Below are 21,707 nucleotides of genomic sequence, written 5' to 3'. Positions count from 1 at the left end.
ACCAACTCGGTCAGGCGCAGCAGCCCAACGCGGGTCCGGCCGGCACCCCGACGGCCGCCGACTTCGCGGCCCGCCGCGCGCACCGGCCGGAGGCGCCCAAAGCCAGCCTCGGCCTGCAGGGCCTGGTCCGGCGGGCGTCCTTCGGGCTGGTCAAGCCGCCGCCGGGCCGCCGTGAGGTGGAAAGCCGGAACTCGATCGCCATGGTGCGGCGGAATTTCGGCGGCCTGCGCCAGGTGACGGTCGTCAACCCCAAGGGTGGCGCCGGAAAGACCGTGGCCGTCCTGATGGTCGCGATGACTTTCGGCCAGCAGCGCGGCGGATATGTGCTGTCGTGGGACAACAACGAAACCCAGGGCACCCTCGGCATGCGCGCGCAGCAGGATTTCCACGCACGTACGGTCCGGGACCTGCTCGGCGAGCTCGGCTCCTTTATCGGACCGACCGGTCGGGTCGGGGACCTTTCCAAGTTCGTCCGGTCGCAGGGCGAGGCGATGTTCGACGTGCTGGCCTCCGATGAGTCGGCGACCGCAGGTGAAATGCTGACCGCGCAGGCGTTCGGGCAGATCCGAAATGTGGTCAGCCGCTTTTACAAACTCATCATTGTGGATACCGGGAACAACGTGCGCGCGGCGAACTGGCAGGCCTCGATCGAGGCGACCGACCAGTTGGTCGTACCGATGTCGGCGCGTGGCGACTCAGCCGAGACGGCGTCCCGAATGCTGGATCACCTCGACCAGAACGGCCGGCACGATCTGGTTCGCCGCGCGGTGTCGGTGATCTCCATGCCGGCCAGCACCAAGGGTGTTGATTTGCCTGCGATTCGTGCGCATTTCGCGGCTCGCACCCGTGCGGTGCTGACCGCGCCGTACGAACCGCTGCTGGACTCCGGCGAGCCGATCCGCTACGGCGAGCTCAGCCAGCGCAGCCGGCTGGCGTGGCTGCGGATCGCGGCCGCGATTGCCGAAGGTCTGTAGGCGCCACCGCTCTATGACAGCGCTTGCAGACGTTGTAGATCACCGACAAGGTTGCCTCCCCAACCTTAAACTTTGCTGAATTTGAAAAAAGGTGCCCGAAGGCCCTGCCAAACCGGGGATGGACGTGGCACTCTCATTGCAAGGTCCTCACCGACTTCCCCCGTGGTCGGTGAGGGCCTCCTTGTTTTCCGGGGTATGGCAGCGATCGTCCTACCTCTCGCCACCCCCGCGCCGCTTTCCGGTATGGACCCATTGGCGGGGCCAGACCATTAACAGCGCCGCGCGCTCTCAGCGTTTTTTTGCAGCTGGCTGGCAATAACACCGAGAGCGACCGCGTGCTTTCTACTGTGGACAGTCTGTGGAAATGACCATTCGACTGGACGAGCAGGGCCCAAAGGCCCTATAACCTATGCCTCTTTGTCGGCCAGTCGCGCCAGCTGTTCTTCCACTCGCTGGACTTTCGCCGCGAGCTGCCCGGTGAAGCCCGGCCGAATATCGGCCTTCAGCACCAGACCGACCCGCGGCGACCGGGCCGCGACCACGTCGACAGCGGCCTTGATGACCGGCATGATCTCGTCCCACTCCCCTTCGATGTTGGTGAACATGGCGTTGGTCTCGTTAGGCAGCCCCGAAGCGCGGACGACTTCGATGGCCTCGGCGACGGCTGCGCTGACACTGCCTTCGTCATCACTGGCGGCCGGGCTGATGCTGAATGCGACAATCATGGCTCCAGCCTGCCAATATCCCGGCCAGTTAGCGAGCGCTCAGACAGTGGCCTTCAGCGCCCTTTCGGCGGCCTCCTCGGCGGCGGCCCGGTCGGCCGGGACCAGGCCGATACGAGTACGCCGGTCGAGCAGGTCGCCGGCCGTCATGGCGCCCGTAGCGTAGCGAACGGCGAAAACGAATTCCGCCAGCGTGGTGGACATCCCGTCAGCGACCGGCTCAGCGGCGTCGAGCGCCACCACGGCGGCCGCCTCGGTGCCATAGCGGTCAACCAGCCGGCGGGGCGCCGGCAACGCCTCCAGCCGCCGCCGGGGCGCGGCACCAACCAGCGGCAGCCGGTGCGTACGACACGGCCCGGCCGCCAACGCGGTGGCCCGTAGGACCGCGTCGACGGTGTCCTGCGCCATCCGTCGGTAGGTGGTCAACTTGCCGCCCACGACGGTGATCACCCCGCTGGCGCCGACGATGACCGCGTGCCGCCGCGACAGGTCGGCCGTGCGACCAGTGCCGCTGTCCAGCAACGGCCGGAGCCCCGCGTACGCGCCGAGCACCTGCTCCGGTCGTACGTCCCGGTCCAGCGCCCGGTTGACGGTGGCCAGCAGGAACGCCCGCTCGGCGTCGGTCGGCTCGGGCACGTCCGGGATCGGCCCGTCCACCTGCTCGTCCGTCAGCCCGACGAAGACCCGCCCATCCACCTGCGGCAACGCCAGCACATAGCGGTTGCGCTCGGTCGGCACCGGGACGGTCAGCGCGGCTCGCAGGCCGCCGAAAGCGGTGTCGGGCAGCACCAGGTGGGTGCCCCGACTCGGCCGCAGCCGCACGTCCGGCGCGTTCTGCGCGGCCCAGACGCCGGTGGCGTTGACCACCGCGCGAGCCCGCAACGCGAGGGTGTCGCCGGTGCGGGTGTCCCGCAGCGTCGCGCCGCCGCCAGTGAGGTCCTCGGCGGCGCACCGAGTGAGCACGCGTACGCCCTGGCCAGCGGCCGTACGAGCGATGGCCACCACCAGCCGCGCATCGTCGGTCAGCTGCCCATCCCAGGACAGGATCGCGCTCCGCAGGCCGTCCCGGCGCAGCGCCGGCACCAGCCGGACCGCCTCGGCCGGCGGGATCCGGCGCGACCGGGGCAGCTCGTGGGCCGGCGTACCAGCCGCCATCCGCAACACATCTCCCAGCGCCACTCCGGTCCGTACGATCGCGTGCGCACTCGCCGGAGTGTCGTGAAAAATGGGCACTACCTGCGGCAACGCGTGGGCCAGGTGAGGGGCGAGGCGGCGTAGCAGCAGATCCCGTTCGGCGGCACTCTCGTACGCGACGCCAACCTGGCCACTGGCCAGGTAGCGCAGGCCGCCGTGCACCAGCTTCGAGCTCCACCGACTCGTACCGAACGCCAGGTCGTGCCGCTCGACGAGCGCCACCGACAGGCCGCGCGGCTGGCCGCGTCCAGGGCGACCCCGGCGCCGGTCACCCCGCCCGCCCACCACCAGCACGTCGACCTGCGGATCCGCGGCGAGCGCGGCCCAGTCGGCGGCCCGGCGAGTGGCGTTGAGTGCGGTGCCGGTCATGGTTTGAGGTATCCGTCCAGGAGCAGGCTGAGCTCGTCGACCAGTTGGTCATAGTCGAGCCGGTCGGTGACCAGCCGGTGCGAGAGCACCGCGGACTGGCCGGTCAGCAGCAACATCCGGGCCAGCGCGTCCGGCTTGCCCGACCGGATCGAGCCGTCCGCCTGGCCGTCCGTGACCGCCGTTTCCAGCACCGCGAGGACGGCCAGCTGGCTGGTCCCCATCCGGTAGAAGAGATACGGGATCAGCAGCTCCGGTCGGAGTCCAGGATCTTGACCATCAGCGGGTCGACGATCACCGCGGCGGCCGACTGGACGGCCCGATTGACCAGGCGTTCCCGGCCGTGCCGGCCGTCGACGGCGGCGGTTTCGGCGGCGATCCCGGCCAGCTCGGTGGTGATCAGGTCCGCGAGCAGGGCGCGTACGTCCGGCCAGTGGCTGTAAACGGTCGGACGACTCACGCCGGCCTTGCGAGCCACCTCGGTGAGGGTGGTGCGCTGGGCCCCGTACGCCAGCACACAATCACGGGCCGCGGCCAAAATATCCTCAGGGCTTTTACGTTTTTGCGGCATGTGTAAAACTGTAACTCATGCGCACCGATCCCGACATGCTCTGGTACGGCTGGGGCGACCCGGCCGCCCGCACCGAACTGCCGGAGTCCGCTCAACAGCTGCTCGCCTCGGCGCTGCGGTTGCCCGAGCGGATCCTGCCGCCACCAGCGGAGGAGGACGTCAAGCTGCCGGCCACCGAACTGCCGGTCGACTTCGCCGCGGTGGTCGGCGAGGCGTACGTGCTGACCGACCCGCACTCGCGGCTGCTGCACAGCGCCGGCAAGAGCACGATCGACCTGCTCCGGCTGCGGTCCGGCGAAGTCCGCGAAGCCCCGGACGCGGTGCTGCTGCCGGCCGACCACGACGAGATCCTCACGTTGTTGCGGATCTGCACCGAAAACAACATCACGGTGGTGCCGTTCGGCGGCGGGACCAGTGTGGTTGGTGGCGTACAACCGTCCGGCCAGCGGCCGGTAGTGGCGCTGGACCTGCGGCGCCTCGACAAACTCGTGTCGGTGGACGAGATTTCGCAGACCGCGGTGCTGCAGGCGGGCCTGCGCGCGCCGGCGGCCGAGCGGCTGCTCGGCGAACACGGTTTCACCCTCGGACACCTGCCGCAGAGCTTCGAATACGCGACCATTGGCGGGTTCGCCGCGACCCGGTCGTCCGGCCAGGCGTCGAACCGCTACGGCTCGTTCGCCGACCTGGTGACCGGCCTGCGAGTGGCCACCCCATCCGGTCCGCTGGAACTGGGACGAGCGCCCGGGTCGGCCGCCGGCCCGGATCTTTTGCAGCTGTTGCTGGGATCTGAGGGCGTCTTCGGGGTCATCACCGAGGTGACCGTACGCATCCGCCCGATACCGCCAAAACTGCTCGACGAGACCTGGACTTTCGCTGACTTCGCCAGCGGAGTCGCGGCCGTACGAGCACTCGCCCAAGCGGACGCGGCGCCCGCGGTGGCCCGACTCTCCGACGAGGCCGAGACCGGAATCAACCGCGCGCTCGGCGGCCAGGACCAGACCGGCGGCTGTGTGCTGGTCACCGGTTACGAGGGAACGGCCGCCGAAGTGGCCGCGGATCGTACGCGTGCGGCCGAAATCCTGGCCGCCCATGGCGGTTCCGACCTGGCCGGCGCGAGCGACTGGCGAGCCCACCGGTTCCGCGCGCCCTACCTGCGCGATGCCCTGCTCGGCGTCGGCGCTTTGGCCGAGACACTGGAAACCGCGGCCACCTACTCAGCGCTGCCGGGGCTATACGAGGGCGTACGCACCGCGGTGGCGGCCGCACTCGGCGGACCAGCAGTGGTGATGTGCCATGTGTCGCACCTCTACCCGACCGGTGCCTCGCTCTATTTCACTGTCGTGTGTGGACAGTCCGACGACCCGGTTTCGCAGTGGCAGCGGGCCAAAACCGCGGCCGGGGACGCGATCGTGGCGGCCGGCGGCACCATCACTCACCACCACGCGGTCGGCGCCGACCACCGGCCGTGGATGGCCGCCGAGGTCGGCGACCTTGGCGTCGCCATCCTGCGAGCGGTCAAGGACCGGCTGGACCCGGCCGGGATTCTCAACCCTGGCAAGCTCATCCCGTGACCTTCACCGGCTTGGTCCCTGGCAGGCTGACCTCATGACCTTCGTCAGTGTGGTGGTGAATCCGGCCGCGGCCGCCGGCACCGGCGCCGCCGCGCCGCCGACGCGGCGATCGCCGACTTCGGTCCGGTGGCGGGAAAGTCACCGTCCGGCAGACCGACGGGCCGGACGTGACTGCCGTACTGGCCGCCGCCATCGCCGACCAGCCGGACGTGCTCGTCGTCTGCGGCGGCGATGGGATGGTGCACGCGGCTCTGCAGGTAGTCGCCGAAAAATCGGTGCCGCTGGGTGTCGTACCAGCCGGCACCGGCAACGATTTCGCCCGCTCACTGGGAATTCCGCTGCATGACCCGGCCGCCGCCAGCCGGCTGATCCGGACCGGCACGGCCCGGCCGCTGGACCTCGCCCGGGTCGGCCAGACCTGGTTCGGATCGGTGCTGGCCTGCGGCTTCGACTCGCGAGTCAACGCCCGTACGAACCGCATGCGGTGGCCGCGCGGACGCTCCCGCTACACCCTCGCGACCTTCGCCGAACTGGCCGGTTTCCGCCCGTTGGATTTCGTCGTCGAGGTCGACGGCGTTTCGCACGACCTGACCGGAATGTTCGTCGCCGTCGGCAACACCGCCAGCTACGGCGGCGGAATGCGGATCTGCCCGGACGCGGTCCCAGACGACGGCCACCTCGACCTGACGCTGGTCTCGGCCGTCCCCCGGCTGGAGATGCTGCGGATGTTTTCGGCTGTCTACAAGGGAACCCATGTCCATCATCCGGCGGTCCGCACGCTGCGCGGCCAGACGATCCGGATCAGCTCCACCACCGACATCGTCGCCTACGCCGACGGTGAACCGCTCAACGCACTCCCCTTGACGATCACCCTGCACCCAGCCGCAGCCCAGGTTTTCACTCCTTAGGCCATTTCCTGCTCGGATTCCAGAATCCATCGAAGGATCCCATGAGCGCCGCATTCCTCGGCGACCGAACGTGCTTCTTCGATGTATTTCCTGGCTTCCTCGGGTCGCTCGGCGGCCTGGAAAGCGCAGTCCGCGAGCGCCAACAAACCGGCCGCGACTCCAGGCCGTAGGCCGATCTCGCGGCGCAGTCGTACGGACTCCTCGAAATGCTGACGAGCGTCATCCAGCTGGCCGGCGGCCATTTCGGCGAAACCGAAATGCCGGACCACGTACGACTGCGTCAACCGATCGCCAGCCTCGATGGCCAACCCATGCGCGCGCTCGTAGAACGGCATCGAGGCCAGGTTGTCGCGCGTACGACCTGATGGACGATGCCGACCCAGAACAGCGCCTCGCCTTCGGCTCGCCCATCGCCCAGCTGGTGATAGAGATCCGCGGCCCGCTCGAACAGCTCCAGCTCGCGCGGATCCTCGTTGGTGCGATCCGCCAGGAAGCGTACGTGGATCACCCGGCCACGAGCCAACGCGAGATCGGCTTCCACCCGGTCGAGCTCGATGTCCGAGATCGCCAGCGCTTCGGTGTCATTGTTGAAAATGGCCCGTTCGTACAGCTCCTGGGCCCAGCTCAACCGGTCCGTGTTTTTCCCGATCACGTTCGTCATGCCGGCCACCGTACTTCACTGGAGAATATTTCACCAGCGAAATATCTACTACAGTATCCTTCGCTAGGTGAAAGACAGCGTCGATCGGCATATCGAGTACTGGCGGCACGAGCTGGCCGGCTACGACGCACTCGCGGAGGCGATCGCCGGCCGGATCCAACTGCTGGCCCGACATATGGAGAAGCCGAAGAAGGACTCACTGGCCGAGCACGGAGTCCAGCTGTGGGAATTCCAGACGCTCAAGAACCTGCGTCGGCGCGGGCAGCCGTACGAGGCGACCCCGGGTGAGCTCGCCACCGCACTGGGCATGTCGCCGGCGGCGATGACCAAGCGGCTGGACGCGCTGGAGAGGTCCGGTTATGTGGTACGCGAACACGACACCCAGGACCGCCGCAAGGTGACCGTGCGGCTGACCGTTGCCGGCATGCGTACGTGGGCGCGGACCGTGGACGATCAGGGCCTGGTGGAGCGCCGACTGGTCGGGGCGTTGACGCTGACCGAACAGGACCAGTTGGCGGATCTGCTTCGGAAGATGATGCTGGTCGCCGAGCAAAACGACCGAACCTGAGGCGGACGCCGAGTCGGCGCCCGCCCCCAAGCAGGTGACTACTCTTCGGCGTCCGCGAGGGCGACCAGGGCGGCGGCGCTCTTGGCGTACTTCCAGTTGCCCAGGTCGCGGATGGTCTTGATCTTGAAGCCGGCGAGGATCTCGTCGTGCTTCGGGGTGAGGCCTTCCAGCGCGGACGGCGGGGCGTCCAGGATCTCGGCGAGGCTCTTGGTCTCGAACTCCTTGTCGAGCAGTTTGTTGAGGTTCATGCCCATTTGTTGACCCCCTACAGAAAAGTGGTAAGGCTCTGTACGGGGGAAGCGTGCCCTGGATCACCCCGCTCGGCAAATCCGAACGCCGATCGTTCAGTCGAGATCCACCCGTACAGTCAACAAGTCCGTGCCCAGCATCCGGACCATGGCGCTGTTGTACGCCGGCAGTTTGCGCAGCCGCCGCTTCGGGTCGTCGTGGGGCAGCAAATGTGCCGTACCAGCCCGCCAGCGGCCGCGGATCTGCACGCGTACGCGCGGATTGGCGACGATATTGCGGACGTACTGAGAATGCTCGCCATGGTTGCTGACCAGCCAAAAGCTGCCGTCCGCCAGCCGCCCGCCGACCGGGGTGCGGCGGCGGGGCTGGCCACTGACCCTGCCAACGGTCTCCACCACCGCCTGGCCCGGCATCCAACCGGCCATTGCGCGCGACATCGGGTTCGCGAGGTGCCGGTGAAACCAGGTCACCCGGCGTCGTTTTGCTTCATCTGCCATGTTCGCTCCTTGCCGAGACTAAGCGTCTCGTCAAGACTTGCCGAGACTCATAGTTTCGTCAAGTACGCTGGTGGGCATGGCCCCAGACCCTCGCCGGCCGCACACCGGCCGTCGCCGCAACGAAGCCGCCCGGCAGGCGATCCTGGACGCCACGTCCGAGCTGCTCGGCCAACCGAATGGGGCGGCGCTGACGATCGACATGATCGCCGCGGCGGCCGGGGTCGGGAAGCAGACGATCTATCGCTGGTGGCCGTCCAAGGGGGCCGTCCTGTTGGAGGCGATGACCGACCTCGCGCGTACCAGCGCGCCCACCCCGGACACCGGCGCACTGGCCTCTGACCTGCACACATTCCTCGCGTCAACGTTCCACGCGGCGGGCAGCGAGCCGGCCGCGTCCCGGCTGCGGACGGTGATGGCCGAGGCGCAACGCGACCCACACGCTGGCGAGTTGATGCGCATTTTCGCCGACCGGCGGCGCCAGGAACTACGACAAATCCTCATCCGCGCACAGGATCGCGGTGAGCTGCTGGCGCCCGTCGACCTGGATTTGGTCACGGACCAGGTTTACGGCGTGCTCTGGTATCGGCTGCTCATCGGACATTCGCCGCTGAGTCCAGCGGCCGCGGCTGAGCTGTCGGCGGCTCTGTTGAAACAACTGCTTTGCGTCGAGACGCCGGAAGCGCGGTGACCGTGACCATGGCGATGGCATGGGAACTATTAGTGGCCGACCGCTCCGTCGATGCGCTCCCGCAGCAGGTCGGCGTGGCCGTTATGCCGGGCGTATTCCGCGATCATCTTCACCAGAATCACCCTTAGCGACACCGGCTTGCCCGTCCGAATCTCGGTGCCGGTCTGGTCGAGGTCGGCCTCGGCGACAATGTCCCGGGACAGCTGACATTCCTGTTTCCACCGAGCCAATGCCTCCTCGACATCGCCGGCCAGGTCATCGAAATCCTGCTCGGGATCCTCGTCGGAGTAGTAGATCATCGGCACGTCCTGCCCGGCGAACTGCAGCCGGAACCACCACCGCTCGGCGCCGGTGAGGTGCCGGATCAAGCCGTGCAGACTCATCGTCGAAGGCGGGACGCCGAGGTCCGAGAGCCGCTCCGGCGCGATGCCGGAGCACTTCATTTCAAGCGTTTTCCGCTGCCAGTCCAGGAAAGATGTCAGGACTTCACGCTCGTCACCGACCTTGGGCAGCTCCGGCCGGTCGCCGGCGAACACAGCGGAGTAGTTCTCTTCCGGGATCTTCGTCATGGGCCGGAGCATGCCACCCACCACCGACAGTTTCAGAGGGCACGTACCAGCATTTTTCCGACGTTGTCCCCACGCAACCTGCCCAGAAATGCCTCGACGAAAGTCCTTGGCCGTACCGGAACTTATCCGCGAGCTTTCCAGGCGTCGCTGACTATGCGTTCCAGCGCCGAGAATTCCGGCCGCCACCCGAGCGCCGAACGGGCTTTGGTGATGTCCGCGATCAGACTGTGCGGCTCGGGCTTAGGCGGATTGTGTTGCACCTCGACCGTACGCCCAGTGATCCTTTCGACCGCTTGAATGAGGTCTATAACGCTGACACCCTCGCCCGTACCGATGTTGTAGATGCCTTTCGGGCCTTCCAAGGACCTCACCACCGCCACGGCCACGTCTCGTACGTGCACAAAGTCCCGTACCGCGATGCCGTCACCGTTGACCGCGATCGGCTGTCCATCGGCCGCCGCCGTCAGAATGCGCGGCAGGATCCGGGTCGGATCTGTGTCGTACGGGCCGGCGATGTTGAATATTCTGAGTGTGACCGCGTCATAGCCGTCCACGATCTGCTCAGCAGCCAACTTTGCCGCTGCGTAAGGACTTTCCGGGTGCGTGGACCGATCCTCACTAAGCCGTCCGTCGTGGGCCGAACCGTACACCGCGTTCGTCGAGGCAAAGACGATTCTCGGCTGGCCGCCCGCCGCTGCCAGCAGATTTCGAGTGCCACCAACGATAACGTCGAAGAACGTGAGGGGATCCACGAACGACTCCCGCGCACTCGGCGGCGCCGCCAAATGCGCGATCGCGTCGTACTTTCCCGCTATCGGTCCCATCGCCTCACGCAGGTCCGCCCGTACCGTCCCGGCGCCCTCGACCCCCCCGTCACTTCCCCGAGTCAGAACGTCAACGTCGTACCCACGCGCCAGCAGCTCCCGAGTCACCACCCTGCCCAAAAAGCCACACCCACCGGTGACCAGGGACCCTCACGCCACTCCTTGCCCGTCAACGGCGAGCCTTCCCGAGGTAGAAGACCAGCATCACCAGCGACACTACGGACATCGCAGCTCCGACGCCGAACAGCACAACATGGTGTTGACTCCAAGTGCCCAGGTCGAGGTTCGCGAACATGATGCAAATGCCTGACAGCAGACCACAGACAGAACCAATTATTTGGCGCTTTCCCAACGATGTCATGCCAACGACGATATGGCGACCTCGCCAGGAAAGCGGCGAATCTGCCCTCGCCACCCGGCGACCCGGCCCAGAGAGGCAGCTATTCGACTGCCGGAATCCGGGCGATAGGCGACAGCTCTGACTCGGTCCGGGAACCGATTGCAAACTCGGCCACCTCACTGGACCACATCAGGCCCGGCTAGCCGGAGTCGTCTTTTGTCCAGCTCAAATTCGATATCGATCATGTCGATGATCGATTGGAACGCCAACGTCATGCCCGAGTAGTGGTCGATTCGTCGTCGCTTGTCTCCGTACGTACGAGCGGATTGCAGCATCTGGGCGGCATCTACCGTGGCTTGCGCGACCTGCCGCCGCAGTGACAAGACCTGCTGGAGCCTGCTCACCGTGTGGCCCGATGCGGAGCAGGACGCCTGCGAGGCATCGGCGGGGAATCGTCGTACGCCCGCGGATTCATCCCGGCTGCTACCAGCACTGATTCCGCGACCGCTCGCACGTCACACGGCCACAGGTCGTCACACGCCCGACACGACACACGATCGCGTCGTACTCGCGGCTGATGTGCACTCGACAGGTCTCGCGCCGTCAGTGCCAGTATCGAATCAGCGCGTACCAGAACCACGATGCCTCGATGCCTCCTGGAGCGAAGGAAGGGCTCCAGCTCGGCGGCCGTGAGGGCGATGGGGTCGCAGATCCCACGGATGCCGAGCTGGAGTCCATTGAACGGCCAAACGGGTCCGACCTCCGACTCGGTACGATCCATGATGTTGATCGCAACGAGGGTGGAGCAATGAGCCGCGAGGCACTGGACCTTGTGATCCGGCACAACGGCTGGAAGTTTCAGGAGCGCACTGTCTCGGCTGATCCGAACGATTCTGACGACTTGCGGCAAGTACTGCTGGACGCAATCAAGCGGGACGGTTGGGACGAGCGCCGGATCGACGAGTTCGAGATGGACGTACGGTATGCGAACGACCGCCGACTCGTCACAACCTTCGCCGTGACCAGCTGACTTCTCGTCAACAGCTCAGCAAACCAGTCTGGACATCCGCCCCACGATCGAGCAACTTAGTCTCGACGACAGGCTGCGATGCCACATACCTGCCCGCTGGCCCGGGTAACCTCAGTGATGTGGACACCGACGGGTCCGAAATGCCTGCCCTCGACGAGCGAGAGGCTTGCTTTAACTACGGCTACTACATGCGCTGCGAATGCGGCCGAAACTCGTATATCTCGGCGGACGACTATCAGGCTAACTCGTGCTGGTCTCCGGCAGGCTCTCGCGCTCGATGTCGTCCGTTGACGCCCATATGCCGTGCAACCACTGCGATAAATCTATCCATTTCGGTCCCGGAGCTACAACATTACGAGACCAGAATGATCGCGCGCTCGACAGCGCCCAGATTAGTCAGCTGGCCTGGTATCACACATGCACAGATTCCAACTGGCCGTCGACGACCTATGCAGATAATCGTATGGCCAAGCTACTCGCGGACCCGATCTGGTCCTCTCAAGCGGATAACACTAACGTCGATATCAAGCGCTTGCCTGATAAAGCACTACACGTCGGCACGTACGAGGCCGCGATCGAGAACATGCTGCGACGGATGTCCGACCAGGACGATGGGGCAGCGCAGTTCTACTTACACAGAGTCGCACTTAGCATTGATCCAGACCGAGTTAATGCCCGATATCGCGACGAGAACCACGAGGCAGCCGCACAACTTACGGCCGCGGACCTTCACGATGCCGGCTTTGTCGCCATCCGATACATCAATGTTCGTGAGTCGCTGGCTCGCTCTCGCTCGCTCTCCTTCCCGAAGCGATCAGCTGCGTACAGACGATTCCTCTTCCAGCAGCTGCTGCTGCAGTTACACTCAAAGACCCACTTCTCGCTCTCTTGAAACAAACCCAAGGCCAGCTAGATGACCTTGCCGCAGCTGCACCTGACACCTCACCATTCTCGTCAAATCAACTCGGAATGATGCAGCTCACAGGCGACGAACATGACGGACTGTGGTCCGGAATCATGACAGCGCTGATACAGCATCATCTTGTCAACATTTCGCCTGTCATCCAGGAACAATTCGAAGATGCGATGAACGCTTGGCTTCACGCAAAGGAAGCACCAACCGTTCGGCAGTTTGCTGACTTCTTCGAAGCAAACGCGGCTGCATTGACGCATTCCACTGCGGTGAAAGGCTTGTTCGCAACGCGGAAGCCACGTGTGATCACGAATGGCATGTCGACGCAATAGCGGGTGTTCGGCTGAACACATCCCTCCTCCTGGCCAACATCCAGGTAAGGTCCGAACGTGGCGACTGATGAGCAGACGACGGACGGCAGTCAGTGGATCGTGCACGGCGAGCGGCCGGTATACGAGAGCGAGTGGGTACGGGTCAACCTGACCGATGTGGAGCTGCCGGACGGCGATCGGTTCGAGCATCACGCCCTCTGGTTGCCGCCCGCCGCCATGATCGCGCTGCTCAACGACGCAGGCACGCACGTCCTCCTGATGTGGCGGCACCGCTTCGTGTCCAACGTTTGGAACTGGGAACTGCCGGGCGGTCTCATTGACGACGGCGAAGATCCGGCGACAACAGCAGAGCGGGAAATCCTGGAGGAGACCGGCTACAAGCCGCGGGAGCTGCGTCACCTCGTCACGTTCGAGCCGATGATCGGCATGGTCAAGAATCCTCACCACGTCTACCTCGGACTTGGAGCCGTGCAGGTAGCGGAGCCGACCGAGGTCACCGAGATGCAGCGCTTGGAGTGGGTGCCGCTTACCGAGATTCCGCAGCTCATCGCGGACGGCAAGATCAAAAATTCCGGCACCCTGGTCGCGCTTCTGCATGTACTGGCGATAAGCGGCCCGGCGGCGTGCTGATCAAGATCTGGCTACTCGCCGCCCATTAGCTTCGCGATCCACTTCCACTGCCGAATCGAGGCTGCGCTTCTCGCGACCGACGAAGACAGCGACGACCAAGCGGCGTAGCCGACAACGTCACCGCGCATTCACCGCAAGCACCCGTAGAGAGCCGTATCTAGCCGGACACCATCGGACAACGCATGACAGCCCCTGGTCGGTCATCGTGGCTGGTCAGGGGCTGTTTTGTGTGGTGGGAGCGGAGGGCGTGGGATTCGAACCCACGATGCCGGTCACCCGACATAGCGGTTTTCAAGACCGCCGCACTAGGCCACTATGCGAGCCCTCCTGACAGGGTCAGCCTACCCGTACGGCCTCGGCGCTCGTACGGGCTGTGGCCAAAGTCCGTAGATGATGCGGGCAGTTCGCGCCGAACAAGCCCAAACGGCGCACCGCGGCGAAGGCTGGGGTGTCAGCTGGCAATAGGCTCCAGGTTGTGGGCCATCTGCGCGAGGATGTCGACCGTACGGCCGTAGTCCTCGTCGGAAATGCCGGCGACGATGGTGCGTCGAACTTGGCGCGTACGCTCGCTGACGCTGGCGAATCCAGCGCGGCCGGCGGCGGTCAGGGTGAGTGGCCGCGCGTCTTCGATCCAGCCGCGTACGACCAGGTCATCGACCGCGTGTTGACCGGCCAGCGGTTCGTCGGCGAGGAAAGGGGCGAGCAGCGTGTCGAGCTGCGTACGGCTGACCGAGCCGTTGGCAACGCTGTTCAGCACCTGCCAATGGCGACGGGTCAGGTCGTCGGCCTCCAGGGCTCGGTCAAAGGTGGACTCGATCAGCAGGTGGAGCTGCTTGAGCCAGTAGCCAATCGGACGACGTTCCATCATAATCTCCAAGTAGTTGTCAATAGACATGTAGATGTCAATAAGTATGTAGGCTGAGAGCATGGAGAGCAAGAGTCCGACTGTGGCCGTCGAGCTGGCAATGGTGGCGATTCGACGCCGGCAGAACAGGCGGTCGATCGCCAAGGCGGCCGGGAGCACGGCGGAGAACACCGCGCTTAGCGACGTGATCGATGTGATCGACAGCGCGCAGGGGCGGTGTTCGGTGGCGACCATTGCCGAGCGGCTGTCCGTCGACCAGCCTCGGGCCAGCAAGTTGGTGGCGCGGGCGGTCGCCGACGGTCTCGTACGCCGTGAGTCCGACCAGGCCGACGGCCGGCGGTCGCTGCTGGCGTTGACCGAAGCCGGGCAAGAGGCCGTCGAGGCGATGCATAAGTTCCGCCGTTCCCTTTTTGGGCAGGCGATGGCCGACTGGAGCGCCGGCGAGCGTATGGAGTTCGCGCGGTTACTGAGCGATTTCGTCGCGAGGATGCAAGAGTTGTCCCCGTGAAGATCCGACCCGGCGGGCCCGGATCTCGCCGAAGTGCTCGCCATCGTCGACGACGCGGTCGACTGGCTCGTACTGCGCGGCTCCGGCGCGCAGTGGGGCACCGAACCGTGGTCGGAGCGGCAGAACAACATCGACCGGATCGAGAAGATGGCGGCCGACGGTGGCATGTGGATCGCCGAGATCGACGGTGTCCCCGACCGGGATGTTGCATGTCAGCGAGGCGCCGCCGCAATACGCCCCGCCCGTCCAGGAACGCGAGCTTTACGTGCACTTCCTGGTCGCCTCCCGCGACTACGCCGGCCGTGGCATCGGTCGCCAGCTCCTGGACTTCGCCCGCGAGCAGGCCCGTCAGCGCGGCATCCAACTGGTACGCGTCGACTGCTGGGCCGGCGGCGACGGCGCCTTGGTGCGCTACTACATGAGCGCCGGGTTCGCGCGTACGACCGAATTCACCCTCGGCGAGTGGCAGGGCCAGGTCTTCGAACAACGTCTCCCCTGAGCGGAAGACCACATTGACGCAACGACTGGCATCCTCGTATCGTTCGCATTGAGAACGGTTGTTCGCAGTGCGAACGCAAGGAGGGGACGTGGCGCAGATCCTCAGCTTGTCGGAGGCCGTCTCCGCGGTGGTCCACGACGGCGACACGGTGGCGATGGAGGGCTTCACGCACCTGATTCCAGTGGCGGCCGGCCACGAGGTCATCCGGCAGCGCAAGCGCGACATGACGCTGGTGCGGATGACCCCCGACATCATCTACGACCAGCTGATCGGCGCCGGCTGCGGGCGAAAACTCATCATTTTCCTGGGGTGGCAACCCGGGAGTCGGCTCGTTGCACCGATTCCGGGACGCGGTCCAACACGGCTGGCCGCTACCGCTGGAAATCGAGGAACATTCCCACGCGGGCATGGCGAACCGCTATGTGGCCGGCGCCGCCGGGCTTCCTTTCGGAGTGCTGCGCGGCTATTCCGGCACCGGTCTGGTCGACCAGACCGACACCATCGAGATGATCACTTGTCCTTTTCAGGAGAAAAAAACTCACCGCCGTACGAGCACTCAATCCCGACTCGGCGGTCATTCACGCGCAGCGCGCGGACCGAGCCGGGAACGTCCAGTTGTGGGGCCTGTCAGGAGTCCAGAAAGAGGCCGTGCTGGCCGCGAAACGCTCGCTGGTGACGGTCGAGGAGATCGTTGACGAACTTACTCCGAAGGCTGACCAGGTCATGCTGCCAACGTGGGCGATCACGGCTGTCGCGGAGGTGCCGCACGGCGCGCATCCGTCGTACGCGCTGGGATATTACGACCGCGACAACCGCGCGTACGCGGACTGGGACGCGATCAGCCGGGATCGAGACACGTTCACGAAATGGCTCGACGAAACAGTTTTCGGGGGCCGGAAATGAGCAACTGGACGACCGACGAAATGATGACCATCGCGGCATCCCGGGCGCTCACCGGCGTCACCGCGTGTTTCGTGGGTATTGGACTGCCCAGCCAGGCCGCGAACCTCGCTCGGCGTACGTCCTCGCCTGATCTCGTACTGATTTACGAGTCCGGCGCGATCGGCGCCAAACCCACCCGGCTGCCACTGTCCATCGGCGATGGCATTCTGGCCGAGACCGCGGACGCGGTGGTCAGCGTACCGGAGATTTTCAACTACTGGCTGCAACCCAGGCGGATCGATGTCGGTTTCCTCGGAGCTGCCCAGCTGGACAAATACGCGAACATCAACACCACGGTGATCGGCACCGACTACCACCACGCGAAAGTGCGGTTGCCGGGCGCTGGCGGAGCTCCGGAAATCGCGGCGTCCTGCGGAGAAGTTATTGTGATCGTACGACAAAGCCGGCGGACTTTTGTGGAGAAGGTTGACTTCATTACGTCCGTCGGGCACGGCGAGGGTGGGGATTCTCGGGAAAAGCTGGGATTGCGCGGCAAAGGACCAACCAGGGTCATCACCGACCTGGCTGTGTTGGAACCCGATCCCACCACCCGCGAGCTGACGGTGACCCAGTTGCACCCGGTGTCACACCGGAGCAAGTGCGTGAAGCGACCGGTTGGGAGATCGCCTTCGCCGCCGACGTCAGCCGTACGCCCGAACCGACCACTGACGAAATCAGTACGCTTCGCGCGCTGATCGCCGCGTGATGGAGGCGAAAATGACCCACTTGATCCTGCCGCGGTACGTACGCGATGACGGGGTCCATCCACCGCTGAACAGCCCCGACTATCGAAGTTCAGCCTTGCGTTACCCGAAAAAGCCGCTGCAACTGCTCCCCCATGGGCTCACTGAAATCACCGGTCCGGCGCTCGGTCACCAACAAGTCGGTGAGCTGGACAACGACCTCACTCGCCAACACGAAGCCGAGCCGATTGGCCAGCGGATCATCGTGCAGGGGCGGGTGTTGGACAGCGACGGCCGATCCGTGCCGGACACGCTTATCGAGCTGTGGCAAGCAAACGCGGGCGGCCGCTATCGACACGTACGGGACACGTGGCCAGCACCGCTGGATCCGAACTTCACCGGCGTCGGCCGTACGGTGACGGACTCCGAGGGCCGTTTTCGTTTCGTCACCATCAAACCTGGTGCGTATCCGTGGAAGAACCACCACAACGCCTGGCGACCCGCGCACATTCATTTCTCGCTTTTCGGACGGGCATTCACCCAGCGGCTGGTCACTCAGATGTATTTCCCGGAAGACCCGCTGTTTGGCCAGGACCCGATCTTCAAATCCGTACCGGATCCCAAAGGGCGGCAACGGATGATCTGCCAGTTCGACCTGGACTCCACCGAACCGGAGTGGGCACTGACCTACACCTGGGACATTGTCTTGCGTGGCACCCAAGCCACCCCGTTCGAGGGTGATGACAATAATGATGACTGATCCCGGCACCACGCCGTCGCAGACGGTCGGCCCGTTCCTGTCGATCGGGATGGAATGGCTCCATGATCCTTATGTCGTGCCAAAAGGCACGCCAGGCGCGTTCTGGATCCGTGGACTGCTGGTCGACGGCGCCGGGACTCCCGTACCAGATGGAATAGTCGAGACCTGGCAGGCCGATCCGCAGGGCCGGTTCGACCATCCGGACGATCCGCGCGGTGCGGTGGCTCGTACGGACGGGTTCCGCGGGTTCGCGCGCAGCATGACCAACGCGGCTGGCGAGTGGGGGGTTTTCACCGTACGACCGGGATCTCTGCCGGCTCTGGACGGCGGCACCGAGGCGCCGCATCTCGACGTGACCGTGATGGCCCGCGGCATGCTGCAACGAGTAGTCACCCGGATCTACTTCGCCGGCGACGACCGCAACGCGGCCGACCCGGCACTGTCTACTGTGGACCCCAGCCGCCGAGCCACCTTGATCGCGCAACCGGCCGACGACGGCTACCGATTCGACATCTACCTGCAGGGCGACAGTGAAACCGCATTCTTCGCAGTCTGAAACCGGTCTTTTCGACGGGGTGCTGGCCGCCGGCGGCGTTGCGGCTGCGGTCAGCGACGCCAGCTGGCTGCAGGCGCGATGCTCGACGCCGAGGCGGCGCTGGCCGGCGCGCTGGCCGACGTGGGCCTGATCAGTGCGGCCGGCGCGGCGGCGATTTTTCGGCTTGTTGCAAGGCAGATCTCTTTGACATCGGGGAGCTTGGCCGAGCGGCCACCGGCAGCGGGAATCCGGTCGTACCGCTGGTCAAGGCGCTGACCAACGCCGTGCCGGAGCCGGCGAACCGGCACGTTCACCGAGGCGCCACCAGCCAGGACATCCTGGACACCGCCTCCATGTTGGTCGCCTCGCGGGCCCTCCTTCCGTTGCTTGACGATCTGTCCGCCGCCGCCAGCATGTGCGCGGATCTTGCCCAAAAGCACCAGCACACCACGATGGCGGGTCGTACGCTTCTGCAGCAAGCGCTGCCGACCACCTTTGGCCTGCTGGCGGCCACCTGGCTGCACGGCCTGGACACCGCTGTCGACGGGTTGGTACGACTGCGAAAAACCCGGCTTGCCATCCAGTTCGGTGGGGCGGCGGGCACCTTGGCGTCACTCGGAGAGGACGGCGTACGGGTGGCAGCGGCGATGGCTCGGCGGCTGGAGCTGGCCGAGCCGGTGCTGCCGTGGCACACCGAGCGGACCCGGATCGCCGACCTCGCGAGCGCGACCGCCACCGCGGCAGGTGCAGGTGCCGTGGGCACCATCGCGAAAGACATCACGTTGCTGGCCCAGACCGAGGTTGGTGAGGTGTCGGAAGCGGCCGGCGGCGGTTCTTCGACCTTGCCGCACAAGCAAAATCCGATCGCCGCAATCGCCGCGTTGGCTGGCGCCGCGCAGGCACCTGGACTGGCGAGCACACTGTTGGCGACGATGCCCCAGGAATACGAGCGAGCCGCCGGCAACTGGCATGCCCAGTGGCGCCCGCTCACCGACCTGCTCCGGGTGACCGGCTCGGCCGCATTCTGGCTGCGTACCAGCCTCTCCGGCCTCAACGTCCACTCGGAACGAATGAGGTCCAATGTGGACATCACCGGCGGGCTCTGCTGATGGCCGAGCGGGTCACGTCGGCGTTGACCGAGGAACTTGGCCGACAGGTTGCACATCAGCTCGTCACAGCCGCCTGCCAGCGGACTCTCCATAGTGGACAGTCGCTGGCCGCGGAGCTGACTGCCGACGACAAGATTCCCTTAACGGGGGAACAAGTCGACAAATTGCTGCGCCCAGAGGATTACCTCGGCTCCACTCAGACCTTTATAGATCGATCCCTCGCCGCCCATCGGAGAGCTGATGACTGACCAACTGACCACTGTGGACGGTCCAGCCGACGCGCCGGTGCTGGTGCTGTCGAATTCCCTGGGCACCACCAGACATCTGTGGCACCGGCAACTCCCGGAGCTGAGCAGGCATTTCCGGGTGATCCGCTATGACCTGCCTGGGCACGACGGATCCGCCGCGGCGGCCGGACCGTACACAGTGGACGATCTGGGCCGGAACCTGTTGGCGTTGTTGGACAAGCTCGGCATCGAACGTGCGCACCTGGCTGGTGTCTCGCTCGGCGGCATGCTGTCGATGTGGGTCGCGAGCCACGCGCCCGAACGGGTCGACCGGCTCGCCCTGATCTGTACGTCCGCATATTTGCCGCCAGCGCAGGGCTGGCACGACCGAGCCGCCGCCGTACGAGCGAACGGCACCGGCCCGCTGGTCGAGGCCAGCCTGGGCCGCTGGTTCACGCCCGCATTCCACCAGCGCGATCCTGAACTGATGAAGCGCATCGGCATCGAACTGTCCAATGTGGACAGTGCCGGCTACGCGGGCTGCTGCGAGGCGATCGCGGCAATGGACCAGCGAGACTCGCTCCCGCTGATCACCGCGCCCACGTTGGTGATCGCCGGCGCCGACGATCCGGCGGCACCACCCGAACACGGGCAGGACATCGCCGCCCGGATTCCCGGCGCGAACCTCTGGGTGCTGGACCAAGCCTCCCATCTCGCCGTGCTGGAGCAGGCCGAGACGATCACCCGGCTGCTGATCGAGCACCTAGCGGGCCCGACCCATCCGCACCTTCGAGGCATGATCACCCGGCGCGCTGTCCTGGGCGACGCGCACGTCGACCGTACGGTGGCCGCCACCACCGACTTTACCGCTGATTTCCAGGATTTCCTGACCCGATACGCGTGGGGCGAGGTGTGGAACAGGCCCGGGCTCGACCGGAAAACCCGTAGCTGTGTCACGCTCGCGGTCCTCACCGCACTGCACTGCGACAACGAGATCGCGATGCACGTCCGCGGTGCGATCCACAATGGACTGACAAAGGCCGAGATCGCCGAAGTCCTGCACCACACCGCGATTTATGCGGGGCTGCCGGCCGCGAACGCCGCCTTCGCGATTGCGAAGAAGACCTTGGAAGAAATGGATGACTGACACCCGCGGCGCACATTTCGTCCAGTCGCTGGAACGCGGGCTGGCGGTGATCCGCGCCTTCGACGCCGACCACGTCCAACTGACGTTGTCCGATGTGGCCAGGGCCACCGAGCTGACCCGAGCCGCGGCCCGGCGTTTCCTGCTGACGCTGGTCGACCTCGGATACGTACGGTTCGATGGCCGGCTTTTTTCTTTGACACCAAGGGTGTTGGAACTCGGCTATTCGTACCTGTCCGCGCTCACCCTGCCCGAAGTGGCGGCCCCACACCTGGAAAGGCTGGCCGCCGAGGTCCGCGAGTCGTCGTCGGTTTCGGTCCTGGACGGTGACGAAGTCGTTTACGTGGCACGCATTCCGACCTCGCGGATCATGACGGTCGCGATCAGCGTCGGCACCCGCTTCCCGGCGTACGCGACCTCCATGGGCCGCGTTTTGTTGGCCGGCAAACCAGATACCGACGATTGGGCCGACCGACTGCGACCGTTGACTGGCCGTACGATCACCAGCCCGGCAGCCTTACAGGCCGAACTCATTCGGGTCCGAACGCAGGGCTGGGCGTTGGTCGACCAGGAGCTGGAAGAGGGCCTGCGGTCGATCGCCGCACCCATCCACGATCGGGCCGGCAAGGTCATCGCCGCGGTCAACGTCTCCGCGCATGCCAGCCGCGTCCCACTGGACGACATGCTCACGCGGCTGCTGCCCGCCCTGCTGGCCACCGCCGCCCGCATCGAGTCGGACCTGCGGGCCGGCCAGCCCACCGCCCAGGCCCGCTGACGAAGTCCGGCCGCAGAAGAGCAGATCGACGGTCGGTGTACGAAGATGGGCTC

At 65.6% G+C, this 21,707-nt stretch carries 34 protein-coding genes and 1 tRNA gene; 19 read left to right on the top strand and 16 right to left on the bottom strand.

Annotation, left to right across the window (positions count from 1 at the left end):
* Positions 1-10 precede the first annotated feature (10 nt).
* Entirely contained in the window at positions 11-202 is a 192-nt protein-coding gene (locus tag GNX96_RS52050; protein ID WP_279580428.1) for a hypothetical protein, read from the bottom strand.
* On the opposite strand from GNX96_RS52050, the gene GNX96_RS15315 reads away from it, so the two are divergent.
* Positions 201-974, top strand: a complete 774-nt coding sequence (locus GNX96_RS15315; protein ID WP_279580427.1) for a MinD/ParA family ATP-binding protein — start codon at positions 201-203, stop codon at positions 972-974. The two genes, GNX96_RS52050 and GNX96_RS15315, sit on opposite strands and share 2 nt — an antisense overlap.
* A gap of 407 nt (positions 975-1,381) precedes the next feature.
* On the opposite strand, the gene GNX96_RS15310 is transcribed toward GNX96_RS15315, so the two are convergent.
* The 4 genes from GNX96_RS15310 to GNX96_RS52040 are packed head-to-tail and all read right to left on the bottom strand — an operon-like array spanning position 1,382 to position 3,773.
* Complete coding sequence (locus GNX96_RS15310; RefSeq protein ID WP_163568596.1) at positions 1,382-1,699, bottom strand: thiamine-binding protein; 318 nt, start codon at positions 1,697-1,699, stop codon at positions 1,382-1,384.
* A gap of 39 nt (positions 1,700-1,738) precedes the next feature.
* Complete coding sequence (locus tag GNX96_RS15305; RefSeq protein ID WP_313885676.1) at positions 1,739-3,259, bottom strand: glycerol-3-phosphate dehydrogenase/oxidase; 1,521 nt, start codon at positions 3,257-3,259, stop codon at positions 1,739-1,741.
* Positions 3,256-3,480: a hypothetical protein gene (locus GNX96_RS52045; protein WP_279580426.1), complete on the bottom strand. Its 225-nt coding sequence runs from the start codon at positions 3,478-3,480 to the stop codon at positions 3,256-3,258. Before GNX96_RS52045 ends, GNX96_RS15305 begins: the two co-directional genes overlap by 4 nt.
* Positions 3,481-3,500: 20 nt before the next feature.
* Positions 3,501-3,773 (bottom strand): TetR/AcrR family transcriptional regulator, encoded by a 273-nt coding sequence (locus tag GNX96_RS52040; RefSeq protein WP_279580425.1) that lies wholly within the window; start codon positions 3,771-3,773, stop codon positions 3,501-3,503.
* Between the two features lie 71 nt (positions 3,774-3,844).
* Between GNX96_RS52040 and GNX96_RS15295 the strand changes: the two genes are divergently transcribed.
* Together GNX96_RS15295 and GNX96_RS15290 are read left to right on the top strand one after the other, a co-directional pair.
* The gene (locus GNX96_RS15295) at positions 3,845-5,398 is read left to right on the top strand and encodes an FAD-binding oxidoreductase (RefSeq protein ID WP_279580424.1); all 1,554 of its coding nucleotides are present in this window, start codon (positions 3,845-3,847) and stop codon (positions 5,396-5,398) included.
* A 167-nt stretch (positions 5,399-5,565) separates the two neighbouring features.
* Positions 5,566-6,306, top strand: coding sequence for a diacylglycerol/lipid kinase family protein (locus tag GNX96_RS15290; protein WP_390624015.1), 741 nt, complete (start codon positions 5,566-5,568; stop codon positions 6,304-6,306).
* Here the strand turns inward: GNX96_RS15290 and GNX96_RS52035 are convergent.
* Together GNX96_RS52035 and GNX96_RS52030 are read right to left on the bottom strand one after the other, a co-directional pair.
* On the bottom strand, positions 6,303-6,590 hold the full coding sequence (locus GNX96_RS52035; RefSeq protein ID WP_279580423.1) for a tetratricopeptide repeat protein: 288 nt from the start codon (positions 6,588-6,590) through the stop codon (positions 6,303-6,305). The two genes, GNX96_RS15290 and GNX96_RS52035, sit on opposite strands and share 4 nt — an antisense overlap.
* Complete coding sequence (locus GNX96_RS52030; protein WP_279580422.1) at positions 6,587-6,967, bottom strand: hypothetical protein; 381 nt, start codon at positions 6,965-6,967, stop codon at positions 6,587-6,589. The genes GNX96_RS52035 and GNX96_RS52030 overlap by 4 nt, the downstream gene beginning before the upstream one ends.
* Before the next feature lie 67 nt (positions 6,968-7,034).
* On the opposite strand from GNX96_RS52030, the gene GNX96_RS15280 reads away from it, so the two are divergent.
* Positions 7,035-7,535 (top strand): MarR family winged helix-turn-helix transcriptional regulator, encoded by a 501-nt coding sequence (locus GNX96_RS15280; protein WP_163568595.1) that lies wholly within the window; start codon positions 7,035-7,037, stop codon positions 7,533-7,535.
* A gap of 38 nt (positions 7,536-7,573) precedes the next feature.
* On the opposite strand, the gene GNX96_RS15275 is transcribed toward GNX96_RS15280, so the two are convergent.
* Positions 7,574-7,783, bottom strand: a complete 210-nt coding sequence (locus tag GNX96_RS15275; protein WP_279580421.1) for a hypothetical protein — start codon at positions 7,781-7,783, stop codon at positions 7,574-7,576.
* 96 nt (positions 7,784-7,879) lie between these two features.
* Positions 7,880-8,281: a nitroreductase/quinone reductase family protein gene (locus GNX96_RS15270; protein ID WP_163568593.1), complete on the bottom strand. Its 402-nt coding sequence runs from the start codon at positions 8,279-8,281 to the stop codon at positions 7,880-7,882.
* Positions 8,282-8,357: 76 nt separating this feature from the next.
* On the opposite strand from GNX96_RS15270, the gene GNX96_RS15265 reads away from it, so the two are divergent.
* Positions 8,358-8,969 (top strand): TetR/AcrR family transcriptional regulator, encoded by a 612-nt coding sequence (locus GNX96_RS15265; RefSeq protein WP_163568592.1) that lies wholly within the window; start codon positions 8,358-8,360, stop codon positions 8,967-8,969.
* Positions 8,970-8,998: 29 nt separating this feature from the next.
* Here the strand turns inward: GNX96_RS15265 and GNX96_RS15260 are convergent, their stop codons facing one another.
* The 4 genes from GNX96_RS15260 to GNX96_RS15250 all read right to left on the bottom strand — a co-directional run bounded on the left by GNX96_RS15260 (position 8,999) and on the right by GNX96_RS15250 (position 11,106).
* Positions 8,999-9,550 carry a DinB family protein gene (locus GNX96_RS15260; RefSeq protein ID WP_279580420.1) on the bottom strand — a complete coding sequence of 184 codons (552 nt, stop codon included), beginning with the start codon at positions 9,548-9,550 and terminating at the stop codon, positions 8,999-9,001.
* 110 nt (positions 9,551-9,660) lie between these two features.
* Positions 9,661-10,506: an NAD-dependent epimerase/dehydratase family protein gene (locus GNX96_RS15255; RefSeq protein ID WP_163568638.1), complete on the bottom strand. Its 846-nt coding sequence runs from the start codon at positions 10,504-10,506 to the stop codon at positions 9,661-9,663.
* A 25-nt stretch (positions 10,507-10,531) separates the two neighbouring features.
* Positions 10,532-10,657 carry a hypothetical protein gene (locus tag GNX96_RS52025; protein WP_279580419.1) on the bottom strand — a complete coding sequence of 42 codons (126 nt, stop codon included), beginning with the start codon at positions 10,655-10,657 and terminating at the stop codon, positions 10,532-10,534.
* Positions 10,658-10,878: 221 nt separating this feature from the next.
* Positions 10,879-11,106 carry a hypothetical protein gene (locus GNX96_RS15250; protein ID WP_163568591.1) on the bottom strand — a complete coding sequence of 76 codons (228 nt, stop codon included), beginning with the start codon at positions 11,104-11,106 and terminating at the stop codon, positions 10,879-10,881.
* A gap of 404 nt (positions 11,107-11,510) precedes the next feature.
* On the opposite strand from GNX96_RS15250, the gene GNX96_RS15245 reads away from it, so the two are divergent.
* The 4 genes from GNX96_RS15245 to GNX96_RS15230 all read left to right on the top strand — a co-directional run bounded on the left by GNX96_RS15245 (position 11,511) and on the right by GNX96_RS15230 (position 13,607).
* Positions 11,511-11,732, top strand: a complete 222-nt coding sequence (locus GNX96_RS15245) for a hypothetical protein (protein ID WP_163568590.1) — start codon at positions 11,511-11,513, stop codon at positions 11,730-11,732.
* A gap of 247 nt (positions 11,733-11,979) precedes the next feature.
* Positions 11,980-12,624, top strand: coding sequence for a hypothetical protein (locus GNX96_RS15240; protein ID WP_163568589.1), 645 nt, complete (start codon positions 11,980-11,982; stop codon positions 12,622-12,624).
* Positions 12,621-12,977: a hypothetical protein gene (locus GNX96_RS15235; protein WP_279580418.1), complete on the top strand. Its 357-nt coding sequence runs from the start codon at positions 12,621-12,623 to the stop codon at positions 12,975-12,977. The genes GNX96_RS15240 and GNX96_RS15235 overlap by 4 nt, the downstream gene beginning before the upstream one ends.
* 99 nt (positions 12,978-13,076) lie before the next feature.
* Entirely contained in the window at positions 13,077-13,607 is a 531-nt protein-coding gene (locus GNX96_RS15230; RefSeq protein WP_163568587.1) for an NUDIX hydrolase, read from the top strand.
* 239 nt (positions 13,608-13,846) lie between these two features.
* Here the strand turns inward: GNX96_RS15230 and GNX96_RS15225 are convergent.
* A tRNA-Ser gene (locus tag GNX96_RS15225) sits at positions 13,847-13,935 on the bottom strand.
* Positions 13,936-14,058: 123 nt separating this feature from the next.
* On the bottom strand, positions 14,059-14,472 hold the full coding sequence (locus tag GNX96_RS15220) for a MarR family winged helix-turn-helix transcriptional regulator (protein WP_279580417.1): 414 nt from the start codon (positions 14,470-14,472) through the stop codon (positions 14,059-14,061).
* 61 nt (positions 14,473-14,533) lie between these two features.
* Here GNX96_RS15220 and GNX96_RS15215 point away from each other — a divergent pair, with 61 nt between their 5' ends.
* Positions 14,534-14,980, top strand: coding sequence for a MarR family winged helix-turn-helix transcriptional regulator (locus tag GNX96_RS15215; protein WP_163568585.1), 447 nt, complete (start codon positions 14,534-14,536; stop codon positions 14,978-14,980).
* 187 nt (positions 14,981-15,167) lie between these two features.
* Positions 15,168-15,479: a GNAT family N-acetyltransferase gene (locus GNX96_RS15210; protein WP_279580416.1), complete on the top strand. Its 312-nt coding sequence runs from the start codon at positions 15,168-15,170 to the stop codon at positions 15,477-15,479.
* A 371-nt stretch (positions 15,480-15,850) separates the two neighbouring features.
* On the opposite strand, the gene GNX96_RS52020 is transcribed toward GNX96_RS15210, so the two are convergent.
* Entirely contained in the window at positions 15,851-16,057 is a 207-nt protein-coding gene (locus GNX96_RS52020; RefSeq protein WP_279580415.1) for a hypothetical protein, read from the bottom strand.
* On the opposite strand from GNX96_RS52020, the gene GNX96_RS52015 reads away from it, so the two are divergent.
* From GNX96_RS52015 to GNX96_RS15175, 8 genes are read left to right on the top strand one after another with little or no spacing between them, the layout of a single operon-like run.
* Entirely contained in the window at positions 16,056-16,382 is a 327-nt protein-coding gene (locus GNX96_RS52015) for a CoA-transferase (protein ID WP_279580454.1), read from the top strand. The two genes, GNX96_RS52020 and GNX96_RS52015, sit on opposite strands and share 2 nt — an antisense overlap.
* Positions 16,379-17,116 (top strand): CoA-transferase subunit beta, encoded by a 738-nt coding sequence (locus GNX96_RS15200; RefSeq protein ID WP_279580414.1) that lies wholly within the window; start codon positions 16,379-16,381, stop codon positions 17,114-17,116. Before GNX96_RS52015 ends, GNX96_RS15200 begins: the two co-directional genes overlap by 4 nt.
* Before the next feature lie 22 nt (positions 17,117-17,138).
* Positions 17,139-17,864 (top strand): protocatechuate 3,4-dioxygenase subunit beta, encoded by a 726-nt coding sequence (pcaH, locus tag GNX96_RS15195; RefSeq protein WP_279580413.1) that lies wholly within the window; start codon positions 17,139-17,141, stop codon positions 17,862-17,864.
* Entirely contained in the window at positions 17,857-18,420 is a 564-nt protein-coding gene (pcaG, locus tag GNX96_RS15190) for a protocatechuate 3,4-dioxygenase subunit alpha (RefSeq protein WP_163568637.1), read from the top strand. Before pcaH ends, pcaG begins: the two co-directional genes overlap by 8 nt.
* A 38-nt stretch (positions 18,421-18,458) precedes the next feature.
* Positions 18,459-19,508, top strand: a complete 1,050-nt coding sequence (locus GNX96_RS15185; protein ID WP_279580412.1) for a lyase family protein — start codon at positions 18,459-18,461, stop codon at positions 19,506-19,508.
* Complete coding sequence (locus tag GNX96_RS52010; protein ID WP_279580411.1) at positions 19,508-19,756, top strand: hypothetical protein; 249 nt, start codon at positions 19,508-19,510, stop codon at positions 19,754-19,756. Before GNX96_RS15185 ends, GNX96_RS52010 begins: the two co-directional genes overlap by 1 nt.
* A complete protein-coding gene (gene pcaDC, locus GNX96_RS15180; protein ID WP_163568583.1) occupies positions 19,749-20,882 on the top strand; it encodes a bifunctional 3-oxoadipate enol-lactonase/4-carboxymuconolactone decarboxylase PcaDC in 1,134 nt (377 codons plus the stop codon). The genes GNX96_RS52010 and pcaDC overlap by 8 nt, the downstream gene beginning before the upstream one ends.
* Positions 20,875-21,654, top strand: coding sequence for an IclR family transcriptional regulator domain-containing protein (locus tag GNX96_RS15175; protein WP_163568582.1), 780 nt, complete (start codon positions 20,875-20,877; stop codon positions 21,652-21,654). Before pcaDC ends, GNX96_RS15175 begins: the two co-directional genes overlap by 8 nt.
* Positions 21,655-21,707 lie beyond the last annotated feature (53 nt).

It is taken from the genome of Fodinicola feengrottensis, assembly GCF_010993775.1.
Taxonomy (GTDB): domain Bacteria; phylum Actinomycetota; class Actinomycetes; order Mycobacteriales; family HKI-0501; genus Fodinicola; species Fodinicola feengrottensis.
The sequence above is the reverse complement of the archived record's forward strand: the minus strand, read 5'-3'. Positions and strand labels throughout refer to the sequence as shown.